The organism is Serratia sp. BNK-33-b, from assembly GCF_048684565.1.
GTDB classification, from domain to species: domain Bacteria; phylum Pseudomonadota; class Gammaproteobacteria; order Enterobacterales; family Enterobacteriaceae; genus Serratia; species Serratia marcescens.
The window spans coordinates 4732041-4749049 of sequence record NZ_JBLQTZ010000001.1; the positions used below are offsets into that span (position 1 = coordinate 4732041).

At 62.1% G+C, this 17009-nt stretch carries 17 protein-coding genes and 1 pseudogene; 4 read left to right on the forward strand and 14 right to left on the reverse strand.

What is annotated here, in order from left to right; genetic code table 11:
• Positions 1-16 precede the first annotated feature (16 nt).
• On the forward strand, positions 17-961 hold the full coding sequence (metR, locus tag ACMGGK_RS22890) for an HTH-type transcriptional regulator MetR (RefSeq protein ID WP_016929455.1): 945 nt from the start codon (positions 17-19) through the stop codon (positions 959-961).
• A 16-nt stretch (positions 962-977) separates the two neighbouring features.
• On the opposite strand, the gene ACMGGK_RS22895 is transcribed toward metR, so the two are convergent.
• The gene (locus ACMGGK_RS22895; RefSeq protein ID WP_016929456.1) at positions 978-1838 is read right to left on the reverse strand and encodes a carboxylate/amino acid/amine transporter; all 861 of its coding nucleotides are present in this window, start codon (positions 1836-1838) and stop codon (positions 978-980) included.
• Positions 1839-1989: 151 nt separating this feature from the next.
• Here ACMGGK_RS22895 and ACMGGK_RS22900 point away from each other — a divergent pair, with 151 nt between their 5' ends.
• The gene (locus ACMGGK_RS22900) at positions 1990-2319 is read left to right on the forward strand and encodes a hypothetical protein (RefSeq protein ID WP_049299739.1); all 330 of its coding nucleotides are present in this window, start codon (positions 1990-1992) and stop codon (positions 2317-2319) included.
• On the opposite strand, the gene ACMGGK_RS22905 is transcribed toward ACMGGK_RS22900, so the two are convergent.
• From ACMGGK_RS22905 to ACMGGK_RS22965, 13 genes and pseudogenes are all read right to left on the reverse strand, one after another.
• Positions 2300-3256, reverse strand: a complete 957-nt coding sequence (locus tag ACMGGK_RS22905; RefSeq protein WP_016929458.1) for an AEC family transporter — start codon at positions 3254-3256, stop codon at positions 2300-2302. The genes ACMGGK_RS22900 and ACMGGK_RS22905 overlap by 20 nt on opposite strands.
• A 60-nt stretch (positions 3257-3316) precedes the next feature.
• Complete coding sequence (gene ugpQ, locus ACMGGK_RS22910; protein WP_016929459.1) at positions 3317-4054, reverse strand: glycerophosphodiester phosphodiesterase; 738 nt, start codon at positions 4052-4054, stop codon at positions 3317-3319.
• Entirely contained in the window at positions 4054-4692 is a 639-nt protein-coding gene (locus tag ACMGGK_RS22915) for a TOBE domain-containing protein (protein ID WP_420277488.1), read from the reverse strand. Before ACMGGK_RS22915 ends, ugpQ begins: the two co-directional genes overlap by 1 nt.
• Positions 4693-4698: 6 nt before the next feature.
• Positions 4699-5113, reverse strand: a pseudogene (locus ACMGGK_RS22920) (ATP-binding cassette domain-containing protein); the annotation flags it as partial.
• Positions 5114-5118: 5 nt separating this feature from the next.
• Positions 5119-5964, reverse strand: coding sequence for a sn-glycerol-3-phosphate ABC transporter permease UgpE (gene ugpE, locus ACMGGK_RS22925; protein ID WP_004934403.1), 846 nt, complete (start codon positions 5962-5964; stop codon positions 5119-5121).
• On the reverse strand, positions 5961-6848 hold the full coding sequence (ugpA, locus tag ACMGGK_RS22930; RefSeq protein WP_015376293.1) for a sn-glycerol-3-phosphate ABC transporter permease UgpA: 888 nt from the start codon (positions 6846-6848) through the stop codon (positions 5961-5963). Before ugpA ends, ugpE begins: the two co-directional genes overlap by 4 nt.
• Before the next feature lie 78 nt (positions 6849-6926).
• Positions 6927-8246, reverse strand: coding sequence for a sn-glycerol-3-phosphate ABC transporter substrate-binding protein UgpB (ugpB, locus tag ACMGGK_RS22935; protein WP_420277303.1), 1320 nt, complete (start codon positions 8244-8246; stop codon positions 6927-6929).
• Positions 8247-8555: 309 nt separating this feature from the next.
• Positions 8556-9743, reverse strand: a complete 1188-nt coding sequence (locus ACMGGK_RS22940) for a PLP-dependent aminotransferase family protein (RefSeq protein ID WP_033638994.1) — start codon at positions 9741-9743, stop codon at positions 8556-8558.
• A 44-nt stretch (positions 9744-9787) separates the two neighbouring features.
• Positions 9788-10489, reverse strand: coding sequence for a high-affinity branched-chain amino acid ABC transporter ATP-binding protein LivF (gene livF / locus ACMGGK_RS22945; protein WP_015376292.1), 702 nt, complete (start codon positions 10487-10489; stop codon positions 9788-9790).
• A gap of 268 nt (positions 10490-10757) precedes the next feature.
• Positions 10758-11528: a high-affinity branched-chain amino acid ABC transporter ATP-binding protein LivG gene (gene livG, locus ACMGGK_RS22950; protein WP_143778386.1), complete on the reverse strand. Its 771-nt coding sequence runs from the start codon at positions 11526-11528 to the stop codon at positions 10758-10760.
• Positions 11525-12808 (reverse strand): high-affinity branched-chain amino acid ABC transporter permease LivM, encoded by a 1284-nt coding sequence (locus ACMGGK_RS22955; RefSeq protein ID WP_197759055.1) that lies wholly within the window; start codon positions 12806-12808, stop codon positions 11525-11527. The genes livG and ACMGGK_RS22955 overlap by 4 nt, the downstream gene beginning before the upstream one ends.
• On the reverse strand, positions 12805-13731 hold the full coding sequence (gene livH, locus ACMGGK_RS22960) for a high-affinity branched-chain amino acid ABC transporter permease LivH (protein ID WP_015376290.1): 927 nt from the start codon (positions 13729-13731) through the stop codon (positions 12805-12807). The genes ACMGGK_RS22955 and livH overlap by 4 nt, the downstream gene beginning before the upstream one ends.
• A 117-nt stretch (positions 13732-13848) precedes the next feature.
• Positions 13849-14964 (reverse strand): branched-chain amino acid ABC transporter substrate-binding protein, encoded by a 1116-nt coding sequence (locus tag ACMGGK_RS22965; protein ID WP_015376289.1) that lies wholly within the window; start codon positions 14962-14964, stop codon positions 13849-13851.
• A 405-nt stretch (positions 14965-15369) separates the two neighbouring features.
• On the opposite strand from ACMGGK_RS22965, the gene panM reads away from it, so the two are divergent.
• Together panM and ACMGGK_RS22975 are read left to right on the forward strand one after the other, a co-directional pair.
• Positions 15370-15762: an aspartate 1-decarboxylase autocleavage activator PanM gene (gene panM, locus ACMGGK_RS22970; protein ID WP_016929466.1), complete on the forward strand. Its 393-nt coding sequence runs from the start codon at positions 15370-15372 to the stop codon at positions 15760-15762.
• Entirely contained in the window at positions 15759-16976 is a 1218-nt protein-coding gene (locus ACMGGK_RS22975; RefSeq protein ID WP_049300253.1) for a DUF3142 domain-containing protein, read from the forward strand. Before panM ends, ACMGGK_RS22975 begins: the two co-directional genes overlap by 4 nt.
• The last annotated feature ends 33 nt before the right edge of the window (positions 16977-17009 follow it).

A 17009-nucleotide genomic window follows, 5' to 3' on the forward strand; every position in this document is an offset into this window, starting at 1 on the left:
AATGTGAAGGACTCTCATGATCGAACTGAAACATTTACGGACGCTGCAGGCTCTGCGCAACAGCGGTTCGCTGGCGGGGGCGGCGGCCCAACTTCATCAGACGCAGTCTGCCCTGTCGCACCAGTTCAGCGATCTTGAGCAACGTCTGGGCTTCAAGCTGTTCGTCCGCAAGAGCCAACCGCTGCGCTTCACCGCCCAGGGCGAGATCCTGCTGCAGCTGGCGGAACAGGTGCTGCCGCAGATCCAACAGGCGCTGCAGGCCTGCCACGAGCCGCACCAGACCACGCTGCGCATCGCCATCGAATGCCACAGCTGCATTCAGTGGCTGACGCCGGCGCTGGACAACTTCCGCCAGCGTTTCCCGCAGGTGGTGATGGACTTCACTTCCGGCGTGACTTTCGATCCGCAGCCGGCCCTGCAACAGGGCGAGCTGGATCTGGTGATGACGTCGGATATTCTGCCGCGCAGCGGCCTGCACTATTCGCCGATGTTCGATTTCGAGGTGCGTCTGGTGCTGGCGCCGGATCATCCGCTGGCCGGCAAGCCGCACATCGAGCCGGAAGACTTGAGCGATGAAACGCTGTTGATTTACCCGGTGCAGCGCCAGCGGCTGGATATCTGGCGGCATTTCCTGCAGCCGGCGGGCGTTAACCCGGCATTGAAGAACGTCGATAACACACTGCTGCTGATCCAGATGGTATCGGCGCGGATGGGGATTGCGGCGCTGCCGCACTGGGTGGTGGAGAGTTTCGAACGGCAGGGGCTGGTGGTGACCAAAACCCTGGGTGACGGCCTGTGGAGCCGCCTGTACGCCGCCGTGCGCGACGGCGAACAGCGCCAGGCGGTGACCGAAGCCTTTATCCGCTCGGCCCGCCAGCACGCCTGCGATCATCTGCCGTTCGTGCGCGATGCGGCACGCCCCGGCGCGACCGGCGCCAAAGCGTTGGCGGCCGGCGTATAAACTGTCGGCCCCCCGTTTAGCCGAGCTGTTTCGGCGCCACCCAGCGGCGGTGCACCCACAGCGAAGCGACGATCACCGCCCCGCCGATGATAAAGCTCGGCCAGTGCGGCTGCTGCTGCCAGATAGCCAGGTTGACCAACAAGCCGGCCGGCACATGCATGTTGTTCATGATGCCGAGCGTGCCGGCATCCACCTGCGTCGCGCCGTAGTTCCACATGAAATAGCCCAGCCCCGACGCCACCACGCCCAGCCAGATCAGCACGCCCCACTGCAGGTTGGTGGTTGGCAGCTGCTGCGGATTGCCCCACAGGAACCAGGCCACTACCGCCACCGCCGCCGCCCCCAGGTAGAACCAGGAAAAGGCGGTGTGCTGCGGCAAGGGGTGCACTTCCATCAGGCGCTTATAGCCGACCATGCCGATGGCGAAACTGATGTTCGCCGCCTGCACCAACAGCAGCCCCCACCAGAAGTGTTCGCTCAGTTGGTGATAGCGAATGATCGCCGCGCCCAGCACCGCCAGCAGCGCGCTGAACACATAGCCCCAGCGCAGACGGCGGCCGCTCAGTAAGTCGTAGATCAGCGTGATGTACAGCGGCGTCAACACGGTGAACAACAGGAATTCGGGTACCGTCAGGTAGAGATAGGCGCGGAAGCTGAACAGATACATGATGCCCAGCTGGAAAGCGCCCACCAGCATATACAGCAGGATCACCCTGGGCTTGATATTGCGCCAGCGCAGGAACGGCAGGAACACCAGCGCTGCCAGCCCGATGCGCACCAGCGCCGAGAACCCGCTGTCGACATGGCCCGCCAAGTACTCGCCGATCAGGCTGAAAGAAAACGCCCACAGGATGGTGGTTATAACCAAAAGCAGCACGATGGGTTCACCCTAAAAAGACCGAAAGGGCGATTGTAACGGAAGATGGACGCATAAGGGGATGAAAGGCGGTTTACATCTGAACAAAATACAAACTACCAGCAAAATTTCACCGCTGAGTTAGGCTTAATAAAAAGGCGAGGTAACCATCATGAAAACGTCTCACATTCTGTTCGCTCTGCTGTTACTGCCTGGGTTGGCGGCGGCGGCCAACGGCGTAACCGACCTGCGCTCACAGCAGCAGTTACTCAACCAAAACAGCCAGCAGGCGCAACAACAGCGCTTGTTGAACAACCGGCAGATGGATCAACGCCGCCTGCAGCAGCAGCGACAGTTCGACAATCAACGGCAACAGCTGTTGCAAACCGCGCCGAGCGGCGGGCAACTGCTGCCTAACGGCAACCAGCCGCGCGATCCGTTCAATCGCACCGCGCCGGCGGTGCCGCAGGCGCCGCTGCCGGCTACGCCCGCACGCCCATAACGGTGAGGATCAGCGGCGTGGTGATCGCCGCCAGCACGGTGGACATCACCAGGCTGGTGGCGGCCGGGCCGGTGAGCGTATTGAACTGGCGCGACATCAGGTAGACGTTCACCCCCACCGCCATCGACCCAAGCAGCACCACAACCCGGGTCTCCATCGGCGGCAGATCCATCATCCAGGCCAGCAGCCAAATCACCAACGGCTGTACCAGCAACTTCAGCACGCAGATGGCGCTGCTCAGCTGCCAGCCTTCGCTGATGCGGTACTCGGCGAGCCCCATGCCAAGCACCACCAGCGACAGCGGCGCCGCCACCTGGCCGAGCATGCTGACCGGTCGATCGACGAAGTCCGGCAACGGCAAGCCGGTCAGGCTAAACAGCGTGCCGGACAAAATGCCGACGATCAGCGGGTTGGTCAGCACGCTGCGCGCGGTTTTAGCGAAGCCGCCCAGCGTCGGCGAGCCGTTGCGCGCCCATTCGATCGACACCGTCACCAGCGTCCACAGGATCAGGCCGTTGAACACCAGCACCAGCGCCACCGACGGGATCGCCGCCTGCCCCAGCATTACGCTGGCGATCGGTAAACCGAGCATCACGTTATTGGAGAAAATACCGCCCAGCGCAAACACCGATCCGGCGACGCCATCCAGCCGGAAGAGGTGCCGGGCGACCAGGCGGCCAAGCACGAACACGATCAGGCAACTGCCGAAGAACGCGATCAACAGCCGGGCGTCGACCGCCGGGCGCTGCGAGAAGTCGCACATCATGCGAAACAGCATGGCGGGCAAGGCGAGGGAAAACACGAAACGCGTCAGGCCATCGGTGATGCTGGAGGGCCATTTCCCCCAGCGAATCAGCCCATAACCCAACGCGATCAGGGCGAACAGCGGTAAAGACAGCACGATCTGGTGCCACAGTGACATCATAAAGCCTGGCATCGCATTCCTTCCGTTGGCGCGGCGGCAAGGCTTGTCGTCGCGGGATTTATCGGCGCCGGATTAAAAATCCGAGCCAATCAAATCTATCCGGTCGGTGCAAATGCAGTCAACGCCCCAGTCGAGCAGCAGGCGCGCGCGATCCGGTTGGTTGACGGTATACACCAGAATGCGCAGCCCGGCGTCTTTCAACGCGTTCACCCGCTCGGCGGTCAGCGCTTTGTGGTCGATATGCAGCGAGACGCAGTCCAGACGCTCCGTCAGCTCGCGCCAGTTGTCGTCCCACTCCTCCAGCAGCAGGCCACGCGGCAAATCCGGCACGGTGCGCTGCGCCGCCGCCAACGCTTCCACCGAGAAGGAGGAGAGCAGCGGGTCGGTCTGCCCTTGCCACAGCAACCGCGCCGCCAGCGCCACCACCCGCCCGGTTTCATCGTCGCTGCCGGTGGTCGGTTTGATCTCGATATTGGCCATCAGGCCATGTTCCCGGCAGCGTTCCGCCACCTCCGACAGCAGCGGCAGCCGCTCGCCCTTGAAGGCCGAGCTGTACCAGTTGCCGGCGTCCAGCTGCACCAGTTTATCCCACGGCAGTTCGCCCGCCACGCCCCAGCCGTTGCTGGTGCGATCCAGCGTATCGTCATGCAGCAGGAAAATTTGTCCGTCCTGTGCCAGTTTGGCGTCGAACTCGATCATCTTGTGCCCGTGGCGCGCGCCGACGTCGATCGCCGCCAGGGTGTTTTCCGGCGCCAGAGAACCGCCGCCGCGGTGGGCGACAATATGTGGGTAAGGCCAGGGTCTCGTCATCAATCCATCCGTAATCCGCTGTGGGTGTCAAAGAAGTGCAGCGCCTGAGCAGGCAGCTGCAAATATAGCGTACTGCCCGCCGCCGGCAAGGTTTCATGCGACAGCCGCGCGATCACCCCGTGACCGCCCCACTGGCCGTGCGCCAGATTATCGGCTCCCAGCAGTTCCAGCGTCTGCAGCTGCAGCGGCACGCCCTGGCCTTGCGCCACCAGCTGAATATGCTCCGGCCGAATGCCCAGCGTCAACTGCCGTCCCGCCCACTGCGGCTTGGCCGCCGGCAACGGCAGCGCCATGCCGTCCGCCAGCAGCAGCTGGCCGCCGTCGGCGCTCAGGGTGCCGGGCAGCAGGTTCATCGCCGGCGAGCCGATAAAGCCGGCGACGAACAGCGAAGCCGGCCGCTGATATACCTCGCTCGGGGTGCCGATCTGCTCCGCCACGCCCTTGTTCATCACGATCACCCGCTGCGCCAGCGTCATCGCCTCCACCTGATCGTGGGTCACGTACAGGCTGGTGGTTTTCAGGCGTCGGTGCAGCTGTTGCAGCTCCAGGCGCATCTGCACCCGCAGTTTGGCGTCCAGGTTGGACAGCGGCTCGTCGAACAGGAATACCGCCGGTTCGCGCACGATGGCGCGCCCCATCGCCACGCGCTGGCGCTGGCCGCCGGATAGCTCGCGCGGTTTGCGCTTGAGCAGCGGCTCCAGCTCCAGAATGCGCGCCGCCTCCTCCACCCGCTGGCGGACCGAAACCGCGGATCTTGAGGCCGTAGGCCATGTTGTCGTACACGCTCATGTGCGGATAGAGCGCGTAGTTCTGAAACACCATCGCGATGCCGCGATCCTTGGGCTCCAGATCGGTCACGCGCCGGGTATCGATATAAATATCGCCGCTGGTGGTGCGTTCCAGCCCGGCCACCATGCGCAGCAGCGTGGACTTGCCGCAGCCGGACGGGCCGACCATCACGATGAACTCACCGTCCGCCACGTCGAGGTCAATCTGTTTGATCACCGGCGTTTTACCGTCGTAAGACTTGGTGACCGCCTGTAGTTTTAATCCTGCCATCGTCGTTATTTCTCGCTATCAACCAGACCGCGCACAAACCAGCGCTGCATCAGAAGCACCACCGCCAGCGGTGGCAATAAAGTCAGAATCATCGCCGCCATCACCTGGTTCCACTGGGTCGGCGCGCCGGAAGTGGAGATCATGCTCTTGATGCCCGCCACCGCGGTGCCCATCGAGGCGTCGCTGGTGATCAGGATCGGCCACAGGTATTGGTTCCAGCCGTAGATAAAGGTGATGACGAACAGCGCCGCCAGATTGGTTTTCGACAGCGGCAGCACAATGTCCCAGAAGAAACGCATCGGCCCGGCGCCGTCGATGCGCGCCGCCTCCAGCAGCTCATCCGGCAGCGTCATGAAGAACTGGCGCAGCAGGAAGGTCGCGGTGGCCGAGGCCATCAGCGGCAGCGTCAGGCCGGTGTAGCTATCCAGCAGGTTGAGGTTGGAGATCACCTCCACCGTCGGGAAAATGCGCACCTCCACCGGCAACATCAGGGTGAGGAAAATCAGCCAGAAAAACAGGCTGCGCAGCGGGAAACGGAAATACACGATGGCGTAAGCCGACAGCACCGACACCGCGATCTTGCCGCAGGTGATCGCCAGCGCCATGATCACGCTGTTGAGCAGCAGCAGCGAGAACGGCACCTTGAGGTTGCCCACGCCGCCCTGCCAGATATTGCGAATGTTCTCCCACAGGTGGCCGCCGGGCACCAGCGTCATCGGCACCTGAAACACCTGTTTGTCGTCCAGCGTGGCGGCGACAAAGGCCACGTACAGCGGGAACAGCACCACCAGCACGCCGATAATCAGCATCACATGGCTGAAGATGTCCAGCCCGCGTCGATTCTCAATCATTGGTAGCGCACCTTACGTTCAACGAAGCGGAACTGGATCACCGTCAGGCCGATCACCAGCAACATCAGGATCACCGACTGCGCGGCGGAACTGGAGAGATCCAGCCCGGCGAAGCCTTCGCGGTAGATTTTGTAGATCAACGTGGTGGTGGACTGCACCGGCCCGCCGCCGGTGGCGGCGTCGATCACCGGGAAGGTATCGAAGAAGGCGTACACCAGATTGACCACCAGCAGGAAGAAGCTGACCGGCGCGATCAGCGGCAGCACCAGATGGAAGAAACGCCGCACCGGGCCGGCGCCGTCTATGGCCGCCGCTTCCACCAGCGAACGTGGAATAGACTGCAGCGCCGCGAGGAAAAACAGGAAGTTATAGCTTATCTGCTGCCATACCGAAGCCAGCACCACCAGGAACATCGCCTGGCCGCTGTTTTGCGCATGGTTCCAGTTATAGCCCAGACCGTTGAGGAAATGGGTGATCAACCCCAGACCGGGGTTGAACAGAAAGATCCACAGCACCGCCGCCACCGCCGGCGCCACCGCGTAGGGCAGGATCATCAGCGTGCGATAGAGGCGGCTGCCGCGCAGCACGTAGTCCACCAGCGCGGCGAAGAACAGCGAGACCGCCAGCCCGATGCCCGCCACCAGAAAGCTGAAGATCAGCGTGGTATAGAACGAGTCGAGGTAGTAAGGATCCTGGAACAGCTGTTTAAAGTTATCCAGCCCGACAAACTGGCTGGACAGGCCGAACGGATCGAGGCTCTGCACCGAATACCACAGCGCCTCGCCGGCGGGCCATAAAAAGAAGACGGCGGTAATCAGCAGCTGCGGCAGCACCAACGCATAGGGCAGCCAGCTGCAGCCGAAACCGGGACGGGAAGATGACATAGACGTTAAACCATTAATCGGGTGCAGAAGGATCGGCGTGAAGACGCGAGCCCGGTCCGCCGGGCCCGCGACGCAGGATTACTTGGTCGATGCTTCGAAGCGGCGCAGCAGCACGTCACCGCGCTGCACGGCGGCGTCCAGCGCCTGCTGAGGCGTTTTCTTGCCGGTCCACACGCCTTCCAGCTCTTCATCCACCACGCTGCGGATCTGCGGCATGTTGCCCAGGCGCAGGCCCTTGGTGAACGGCAACGGCGGCTTGTTCAGCATCTGGCGAGTGGCGACGTCGGCCCCCGGGTTCTTGTCGTAGAAGCCCTGCTGCTTGGTCAGATCGTAAGCCGCGGTGGTGATCGGCAGATAACCGGTCTTCTGGTGCCATTCGGCGGCGATTTCCGGCTGCGCCAGGTACTGCAGGAACTCGGCCACGCCCTTGTAGGTGGCGGCGTCTTTGCCGTTCATCACCCACAGACTGGCCCCGCCGATGATGGCGTTCTGCGGCGCGTTTTTCGCGTCGGCGTCGTAAGGCATCATGCCGACGCCGTAGTTGAATTTGGCGTAGTGCTTGATGTCCGCCAGCGAACCGGAAGAGGCGGTGGTGATGGCGCAATCGCCGTTGTAGAACTTCTCGGTGGATTCGTCTTTGCGGCCGAAATAGGTGAAGTCGCCCTTCTTGTTCATCGCTTCGAGCAACGCGATATGCTTGACCTGCAGCGGTTGGTTGAACTCCAGCTTGGCGCTGGTGCCGCCAAATCCGTTGTTTTCACTGGCGAACGGCACGCCGTGCCAGGCGCTGAAGTTCTCCAGTTGGATCCAGCCCTGCCAGCCGCTGGCGTAACCGCACTTCATGCCTGCTTCGCGCAGTTTGGCGGTATCCGCCGCCAGTTCCTGCCAGGTTTTCGGCGGCTGATCCGGGTTCAGGCCGGCCTTTTTGAAGGCGTCTTTGTTGTAGTACAGCACCGGCGTGGAGCTGTTGAACGGCTGCGAAAGCAGATGGCCGCTCTTGTTGTCGGTGTAATAGCCGGCCACCGTCGGCACGAACACCGACTCGTCGAAGTTGATGCCGGCCTCTTTAAACACTTCGTAGACCGGCTTGATGGCTTTGCTGGCCATCATGGTGGCGGTGCCCACCTCGTAAACCTGCAGGATCGTCGGCGCCTTGCCGGAGCGGTAAGCGGCGATGCCCGCCGCCAGGCTCTGTTCGTAGTTGCCTTTATAAACCGGCACAATCTTGACGTCGCTGTGCGACTGATTGAAGCGATCCGCCAGGGAATCCACTTCCTTACCCAGTTCGCCTTCCATCGAATGCCAGAACGGGATTTCTGTCGCCGCCAGCGCCTGGGCGCTGATCGCCAGGGTCAATGCGACGCACAGCGTGGTTTTGCGAATAGCGTAGGTGAGCATGCCTAACTCCTGAAAAGCTGGTGTAAAAGCGCGTGAGCGAAAAGAATCAATTCTTAATGAGGGAGTGCCCCTATAGCTTTCGAGTTGCAGCCAGGCGGCAACCTGCTGGCTCCCTGGAGCTTAGCTAACTAAGTGACAGGGGGGCAGCCGGGCAGCCAACAACGCTGCGGCTCGAAAGATGACGGGGGATAACATGCCATGCGCGGATGACAGAAAAATAACCGTTAGATGACAGCCACATGACGGCAAGGTGAAGTGAAGATGGCGGTTTGATGTCGGCGGCGGGCATGGGCTCCGCCGCCGCGAGGATTACAGCGAACGGCGCAGGCGCGCCACCGCTTCTTGCATCTGCTGCTCGGTGGCGGTGGCGAACGACAGGCGGAAGGTCGAACGATCCGGGTTGTCGGAGAAGAAGTATTCCCCCGGCACGAACACCACGCCCTGCTGCAGCGTGGTGTTCAGCCATTCGGTGGCGTTGAACGGCTGGCGGAAACGCGCCCACAGGAACATGCCGCCCTTCGGTTTATCGAAGGTGATGTAGTCGCCCAGCTCCTGCTCCACCAAACCGGCCAGGATCTCGCCCTTTTGCTTGTAGGCGGCGCGGATCTTGTCGATCTGCGCCGGCAGGCGATCCAGGCCAAGGTAGCATTCGACGATGCTCTGCGACAGGGCGCTGGCGTGCAGATCCGCCGCCTGTTTGATGATCGCCACTTTATGCAGCAGGAACGGCGGCAGGATCGCCCAGCCCAAACGCAGGCCCGGCGCCAGGATCTTGGAGAAGGTCGAGGTATAGATGATGTGGTCGGTGTTGCCCAGCACCCGCTGCGACACCTGATGCAGCGTCGGGTGGCGCTCTTCGGTGAAACGCAGTTCGCCGTACGGATCGTCTTCGATGATCAGGAAGTTATGTTCGGCGGCCAGCTTCACCAGCAGTTCGCGGCGCGCGGCGCTGAGGGTAATGCCGCTGGGGTTGCCGAAGTTCGGCACCACGTACACGCCCTTGATGCGCTGGGTTTTCAGCAGTTCAGCCAGCTCTTCCACCACCATGCCGTCGCTGTCAGACGAGACCGACATGATGTTGGCCTCCGCCAGTTCCAGCGTTTGCAGCGCCGCCAGGTAGGTCGGGCGCTCCACCACAAACACGTCGCCCGGGTTGACGATGGCGCGCATCACCAAATCCAGTGCCTGCTGCGAGCCGGCGGTGACCATCACCTCTTCCGCGCCAGCGGTGACGCCGCGCTCGGCGCACAGGGCGCAAATGCGCTCACGCAGCAGCGGGCTGCCCTCGGTCAAACCATACTGGAACGCGCTTTTCGGCTGTTCGGTGATCGCCTGCTGGGTGGCGATGCTCAACCCTTCGAAATCGAACAGCGCATCAGAGGGGATGCCGCCCGCCAGCGAAATGACGTGTTCCATCTTGCTGTGCTTAAGCAATTCACGGATGGCCGAACTTTTTACGTTAACGATGCGCTGCGCGAGTAACCCTTCTGTCTTCATTTCTTCTTCTCGTACCTGATTATTTTAATTCGTAGGGGGGCGGATTAACCGCCCAGATACGCCGACCTCACTGCTTCGTTGGCTAACAATGCAGCCCCCGTATCTTCCAACACCACGCGGCCGTTTTCCAGCACATAACCGCGGTCCGCCAATTTCAGCGCCTGATTGGCGTTTTGCTCCACCAGGAAGATGGTCATGCCCTCTTCCCGCAGCTGCTGAATGATGTCGAAGATCTGCTGGATGATGATGGGCGCCAGCCCAAGCGAAGGTTCGTCGAGCAGCAGCAGCTTCGGCTGGCTCATCAGCGCGCGGCCGATGGCCAGCATCTGCTGTTCGCCGCCGGACATGGTGCCGGCGCGCTGGCTTCGGCGCTCCAGCAGGCGCGGGAACAGCGTGAACACCCGTTCGATGCGCTGCTGATATTGGTGACGATCGGCGAAGAAGCCGCCCATCGCCAGGTTTTCTTCCACCGTCATGCGCGAGAAGACGCGCCGCCCTTCCGGCACGATCGCCACCGCTTCGCGCATGATGCGCGAGGTTTGCCACTGGGTGATGTCCTGCCCCTGGAAGACGATGCTGCCTTCGCTGGCGCGCGGTTCGCCGCACAGGGTGCCGAGCAGCGTGGTTTTACCGGCGCCGTTGGCGCCGATTAACGTCACGATTTCGCCCTGACTTATCGTGAGACTGACCTGATGCAGCGCCTGAATTTTGCCGTAATGGGCGGATACCTGATTGAATGACAACATAAAGACTGCGCCCCGTCATTGTGCGTGAGCATCGCTGGTGATTATTTCGCTGCGCAGCAAGGCGCGAGCCGTGAGGTTTGGTGGGCCAAATAAACGGTGAGTAACGCAGCGGCGCGGCGAAATAGCCCCAGCCCTGCGGGTCGCGCCCCAAAAACCCGCTCTCTGCGTTGTCAGATTCGAACATAGTCCCGCTATGTTCTTCATCTTCCGCCTTGATAGCGGGTTTTTGGGTCTGCGACGATGCCACGAACAATGATGGGACACAGTCTTAAGCCTCGCCCAAATAAGCCCGGATCACGTCCGGGTTGTTGCGGATCTCCGCCGGTGTGCCCTGCGCCAGCGGCGTGCCCTGATTCACCACATAAATGCGGTCGGAAATGCCCATCACCAGCTTCATGTCGTGCTCGATCAGCAACACCGAGACCTTATGCCGCTCGCGCAGCTCGACGATCAGATGATCCAGCTCGTCGGTCTCTTTCGGGTTGAGGCCGGCGGCCGGTTCGTCCAGCATCAGCAGCTCCGGCCGGGTCACCATGCAGCGGGCGATCTCCAGCCGCCGCTGCTGCCCATAGGCCAGGTTGCCCGCCGAACGGTTGGCCATCGATAGCAGGCCGACGCGCTCCAGCCACTCCGCCGCGCGCGCCAGCGCCTCGGCTTCGGCGCGGCGGAAGGCCGGGGTTTTCAGCAGCCCGGCGAACACGCCGCTTTTCAGATGCTGATGCTGCGCCACCAGCAGGTTCTCAATCACCGTCATTTCACGGAACAGCCGCACATGCTGGAAGGTACGCACCACGCCCATACGGGCGATGGCCTGCCCCGCCAACCCTTCCAGGTGGCGATCGCGCAATTTGATGGTGCCGCCGGTCGGGCGGTAAAAACCGGTCAGGCAGTTGAATACCGTGGTTTTACCGGCGCCGTTGGGGCCGATCAGCGACACGATTTCGCCTTCGTTCAGCGTCAGCGCCACATTGTTGACCGCCAGCAGCCCGCCGAAACGCATCGACAGGCCTTCCACCTGCAGTAAAGGTTGAACGCTCATGCCTGTTTCCCCTTGCCCGCGTGAATGTCCGCCGCCTGCAGCTTCAACTGCGGCCGTTTCATCGGCAACAGCCCTTGCGGCCGCCAAATCATCATCAGCACCATCAGCGCACCCAGCAGCAACATGCTGTATTCATTCAGATCGCGCATCAGCTCGCGCGACACCACCAGCAGGATTGCCGCCAGAATGACCGCGAACTGCGAGCCCATGCCCCCCAGTACGACGATCGCCAACACGAAGGCAGACTCGACGAAGGTGAAAGATTCCGGGCTGACGAACCCCTGGCGCGCGGCGAACAGCGTGCCGGCAAACCCGGCGAAGGCGGCGCTGATGGTAAAGGCGGTCAGCTTGATGCGCGTCGGGCTGAGGCCCAGCGAGCGGCAGGCGATCTCGTCTTCACGCAGCGCTTCCCAGGCGCGCCCGAGCGGCATGCGCAGCAGGCGGTTGATGACGAACAGCGTCAGCACCACCAGCAGCAGCGCCACCAGGTACAGGAACACGATGCGATCGCTCGGATCGTATTTCAGGCCGAAGAAGTTATGGAAGGTATCCCAACCGCCGTCGCGCACGCTGCGGTTGAACTCCAGGCCGAAAAAGGTCGGTTTCGGGATCTGGCTGATGCCGTTCGGCCCGCCGGTGATCTCGGTATTGTTCAGCAGCAGGATGCGCACGATCTCGCCGAAGCCGAGCGTCACGATCGCCAGATAGTCGCCGCGCAGCCGCAGCACCGGGAAACCGAGCAGGAAGCCGAAGGCGGCGGTGACGATACCCGCCAGCGGCAGGCTCTCCCAAAAGCCGAAACCGTAATAGTGATTCAGCAGCGCGTAGGTGTAGGCGCCGATGGCGTAGAAACCGCCGTAGCCGAGCACCAGCAGACCGGACAAGCCCACCACCACGTTGAGGCCGAGGCCCAGCATCACGTAGATCAGCGTCAGGGTGGCGATATCCACCGTGCCGCGCGACACCAGGAACGGCCAGGCGACCGCCGCCACAAGCAGCAGAGCCGCCAGCAGCTTTTGCCGCGGCGTGGTGCCGTCGAAGCTCGGCAGCACGAACGCCGGGCCGGAGACTTTTTTCAATCCCTGTTGCAGCAGCGGGCGCAACAGCTGGAATAAAAAGACGATGACGCAGCCGATGCCGATCCACATCCAGCGCACTTCCGCCGCGCCGTGCACCACCAGTTTGGTGCCGTCCAGGCTGAGCTGCATGCCCATCAGGAACGACGCCATCACGAACAGCACCGCCGTGGCGATCAGCGCATTGAGCAGATTGAGTTTCATACTTTCTCAACCTCCGGACGCCCGAGAATGCCGGTCGGCATGATCAGCAGCACCACGATCAGCAGCGCGAACGACACCACGTCTTTGTATTCGGTGCTCAGATAGGCGGAGGTCAGCGCTTCCGCCACGCCCAGCACCAGGCCGCCGATCATCGCGCCGGGAATGCTGCCGATGCCGCCCAGAACCGCGGCGGTAAAGGCTTTCATACCGGCCATAAAGCCGATGTAAGGGTTGATGACGCCGTAGAACTGGCCGAGCAACACCCCGGCCACCGCCGCCATCACCGCACCGATGACGAAGGTCAGCGAGATCACCCGGTCGGTGTTGATGCCCAGCAGGCTGGCCATCTTCAGATCTTCCGCACAGGCGCGGCAGGCGCGGCCCATGCGCGAATAGCGGATAAACAGCGTCAGCGCCAGCATCGCCAGGAAGGTCACGAGCCAGATGGTCAGCTGCATGGTGCTGATGGTGGCGGCGAAGCCGTTGCTTTCCCCCAGCACCCACTGGCCGGTCACCAGGCTGGGCAGCGCCAGATCGCGCGAGCCCTGCGTCAGGCTGACGTAGTTTTGCAGGAATATCGACATGCCGATAGCCGAGATCAGCGCAATCAGGCGCTTGGAGTTGCGCACCGGCTTGTAGGCCACCCGTTCGATGCTCCAGCCGTAGGCGCTGGCGATGACGATCGAGACCAGGAACGCGGCGCCGATCAGCAGCCAGCCGACGTCGATGCCGAGCATCATCAGGGCGGCGATAACGATAAAGGAGACATAGCTGCCGATCATGTACACCTCGCCGTGGGCGAAGTTGATCATGCCGATGATGCCGTAAACCATGGTGTAACCGATGGCGATCAATGCATAGGTGCTGCCCAACGTTAAGCCGTTGAACATCTGCTGCAGAAAATAGAGGAGCTGCTCTGACATACTCTGAACCCTTGGCTGCGAAACCCGCCGACGGAGAACCTGCGGGTAAAGGGAGACGGGGCCGGCAAGCCGACCCGCCGGGCACAGCAAACTGCGCCCCACCCTAATCATTATGGCTTATTTGATCGGTGTGGACGTGCCGTTGGCATGCCACTCGAACACGCCGAACTCGAAGCCTTTCAGGTCGCCCTTGTCATCCCAGCTCAGCGGCCCCATCACGGTGTCCACCGGCTTGCCGGTTTTCAGATCCTTGACGATGTCCGCCGGCTCCTGGCTGCCGCTGCGCTCCATCCCGGTGGTCAGCGACTGCAGCGCGGCATAGGTGGTCCAGACGAACGGGCCGGTCGGATCCAGCTTCTTGGCTTTCAACGCATCGACGATCGGCTGGTTGGCAGGCACCTGATCGTAGCGTTTCGGCAGCGTCACCAACATGCCTTCCGAAGCGGCGCCGGCGATGTTGGACAGTGAGGAGTTGCCCACGCCTTCCGGCCCCATAAAGCGGGTCGTCAACCCGGCCTGTTTGGCCTGACGCAGGATCTGGCCCATTTCCGGGTAGTAACCGCCGAAGTACACGAAGTCGATATTCTCTTTCTTCAGGCGCGCCACCAGGGTGGAGAAGTCTTTGTCGCCGGCGGTGATGCCTTCGAACATCGCCACTTCGGTGCCCTGTTTTTTCAGGCTGTCGCGCACCGAGCGCGCCAGGCCTTCGCCGTATTGCTGCTTATCGTGCACCACGGCGATGCGCTTCGGTTTGATGTCGCTGAGGATGTATTTGGCGGCGGTCGGGCCCTGATCCGAATCCAGGCCGGTGGTGCGCAGGATCATCTTGTAGCCGCGGGTGGTCAGATCGGCGTTGGTGGCCGCCGGGGTAATCATGATCACGCCTTCGTCTTCATAGATATCGGACGCCGGCTGGGTGGAAGAGGAACACAGGTGGCCAATCACGTAGCGAATGCCGTCGTTGATCACCTTGTTGGCGACCGCAACCGCCTGTTTCGGATCGCAGGCGTCGTCATATTCCACGCCGACCAACTTGTCGCCCTTGATGCCGCCCTTGGCGTTGATGTCGGCAATCGCCTGGCGCGCGCCGGTAAACTCCATGTCGCCATACTGCGCGACTGGGCCGGACATCGCCCCGACGATCGCCACCTTGATGTCTTTCGCCATGGCCGCCTGGCTCATGGCCATCGCAATGCAACCCGCCAGCAGTGCCTTACCTGTTGTTAATTTCATCCGCAAATCCCCATCTGTCGTTGTGAACGTACCTGTTGTGTTTGCCTGCGCTCGATCGTTATTGACCGCTTTTGTTATAAGTAATAATGATTTAGGCGCTTTGTCGGCATTATTTTCTAATAAGACTTTATTTTTCATGCCATTAAACAGGAATTTTCTGCTGCAAATCAACTTCATCAGGCAGAAACAAGCGGTGTAAACAGGATAAAATTCGAATTAAATCTGCGCCGTTTACCTTGAGGCGTAGCGCGTTGTGCTGGTTAACAATCCCTTTACTAACTATTTACTCGGAAAATGCCCCGTGCAAAAAACATATTGCACAGTAATCGTACAGAAAAACTTACACAACGCTCTGCACAAGATCTATTACACTGTCGGCATCATTTAGCTGCGCGGAAATTCTGCATGAAACTGACCATCGAGCGCCTGACCGCGCTATCCCCGCAAGACCTTATCGACCTCGGTAAAATTTGGCCGCACCAGCAGCCGGAACAGTGGCAGCGCTGGCTGAGCGACGGTAGGGCGCTGTTCGCCGCCCGCTTCAACGAGCGTCTGCTGGGCGCGGTGAAAATTGCGCTGCAGGACGACCGCGCCGAACTGCAGGATCTGCTGGTGCGCGAAGTGACGCGCCGCCGCGGCGTCGGTCTTTACCTGGTGCAGGATGCGCAGCGTCAGCTGCCGCAGGTCGCCCACTGGCAGCTGTCGACCGCCGGTCTGGCGCCGCGCGAACGCGGGGAAGTCGATAACTTCATGCGCGCCTGCGGCTTTGCACCGCAGGGCGATCTCTGGCAAAAATGAAACGCCGGTTGGCGGCGCTGGTTTTGATTGCGCTGGGGTTGGCGGCCTGGTTCGCCGGGCATCAGCAGGCGCTGCGCCTGGCCTCAGGCTGGGATCAGCAGGTTTATGTCTGGCAGCGGGTGTGGACGCCGCAGCACGCCGATGCGCTGGCGCACAGCCGCGATCTGTTCAGCGGGGTGCGAGTGCTAACGCTGCAGGTGCATCCGCGTGAAGGCTGGCGGGAAATCCCGGCCGATCTCAGCCTGCTGAAGCAGGACGGCCGCCCGCTCTGGCTGGTGGCGCGCCTCGACGGCCAGCTGCCGCAGCTGGACCAGGCGGCCATTATCCAGCGCCTGCTGGCGCTCACCCAGCGCTGGCAGGCGGCCGGGCTGCCCGTCACCGGCGTCGAGATCGATCATGACGCCGCCACCGCCCGCCTGCCGGACTACCAACGCTTTCTGCAGCGGTTACGCCAACGGCTGCCCGCCGCTGTGCAGCTCGGCATCACCGCCCTGCCGGCCTGGATCGGCTCGCCCGACCTGCCCGGCGTACTGCAACAGGCCGACAGCTCCGTCCTGCAGGTGCATGCGGTGCTCTCGCCGCAGCAGGGGCTGTTTGACGGCCCCTTGGCGCTACGCTGGGTGCGGCAGTACGCCGCCGTCACACCGAAGCCGTTTCGCGTCGCGCTGCCGGCTTATGGCATGGCGCTGCTGGGGTTTGATGCGCAGGGCGCGCAGGTGGAGAGCGAATCCTCGCTGCGCGTGGCGGGCAACGGCCGTGAGCTGACGGTCGCGCCGCAGCAGATCGCCGATTTTCTGCAAACGCTGGCGCAGCAAACGCCGCCCCGGCTGCGCGGCATTATCTGGTTCCGCTTGCCGCTGGCGGACGATCGGCGCGCCTGGTCGCTCGCCACGCTGCGAGCGGTGATCGAACGGCGGCCGCTGAATGTCGACTGGCAGGTAAAATTTAGGCCTCAGCCACAGCAAAACGGGCTGTATGATCTGATAATTCATAACAACGGGCCGGTGGACGCCCCGCTGCCGCAAGAAGTCATCATCCGCGCCGACGACTGCCTGGCGGCGGACGCGGTCGGCAACTACCGGCTGGAGTCCGCACCGCAACGGCAACGCTTTATTCGAATCAGCGGCGATCAGCTGCGCGCCGGACAATCCCGGCCGCTGGGCTGGCTGCGCTGCCAACAACTGACGCCAGGAGGCACCCTTGTCACACCTTGATACGCGCGCGGCACGGAACACCCGCCGCCTTCT

Bases quoted from the DNA above. Each gene is read 5' to 3' on its own strand.
- ACMGGK_RS22975 (WP_049300253.1), top strand. From the start codon at position 15,759: ATGAAACGCCGGTTGGCGGCGCTGGTTTTGATTGCGCTGGGGTTGGCG.
- panM (WP_016929466.1), top strand. From the start codon at position 15,370: ATGAAACTGACCATCGAGCGCCTGACCGCGCTATCCCCGCAAGACCTT.
- ACMGGK_RS22955 (WP_197759055.1), bottom strand. From the start codon at position 12,808: ATGAAACTCAATCTGCTCAATGCGCTGATCGCCACGGCGGTGCTGTTC.
- ugpE (WP_004934403.1), bottom strand. From the start codon at position 5,964: ATGATTGAGAATCGACGCGGGCTGGACATCTTCAGCCATGTGATGCTG.
- ugpB (WP_420277303.1), bottom strand. From the start codon at position 8,246: ATGCTCACCTACGCTATTCGCAAAACCACGCTGTGCGTCGCATTGACC.
- ugpQ (WP_016929459.1), bottom strand. From the start codon at position 4,054: ATGACGAGACCCTGGCCTTACCCACATATTGTCGCCCACCGCGGCGGC.
- livG (WP_143778386.1), bottom strand. From the start codon at position 11,528: ATGAGCGTTCAACCTTTACTGCAGGTGGAAGGCCTGTCGATGCGTTTC.
- ugpA (WP_015376293.1), bottom strand. From the start codon at position 6,848: ATGTCATCTTCCCGTCCCGGTTTCGGCTGCAGCTGGCTGCCCTATGCG.
- metR (WP_016929455.1), top strand. From the start codon at position 17: ATGATCGAACTGAAACATTTACGGACGCTGCAGGCTCTGCGCAACAGC.
- ACMGGK_RS22900 (WP_049299739.1), top strand. From the start codon at position 1,990: ATGAAAACGTCTCACATTCTGTTCGCTCTGCTGTTACTGCCTGGGTTG.
- livH (WP_015376290.1), bottom strand. From the start codon at position 13,731: ATGTCAGAGCAGCTCCTCTATTTTCTGCAGCAGATGTTCAACGGCTTA.
- ACMGGK_RS22905 (WP_016929458.1), bottom strand. From the start codon at position 3,256: ATGCCAGGCTTTATGATGTCACTGTGGCACCAGATCGTGCTGTCTTTA.
- ACMGGK_RS22915 (WP_420277488.1), bottom strand. From the start codon at position 4,692: ATGGGGCGCGCCATCGTGCGCGAACCGGCGGTATTCCTGTTCGACGAG.
- ACMGGK_RS22965 (WP_015376289.1), bottom strand. From the start codon at position 14,964: ATGAAATTAACAACAGGTAAGGCACTGCTGGCGGGTTGCATTGCGATG.
- livF (WP_015376292.1), bottom strand. From the start codon at position 10,489: ATGTTGTCATTCAATCAGGTATCCGCCCATTACGGCAAAATTCAGGCG.
- ACMGGK_RS22940 (WP_033638994.1), bottom strand. From the start codon at position 9,743: ATGAAGACAGAAGGGTTACTCGCGCAGCGCATCGTTAACGTAAAAAGT.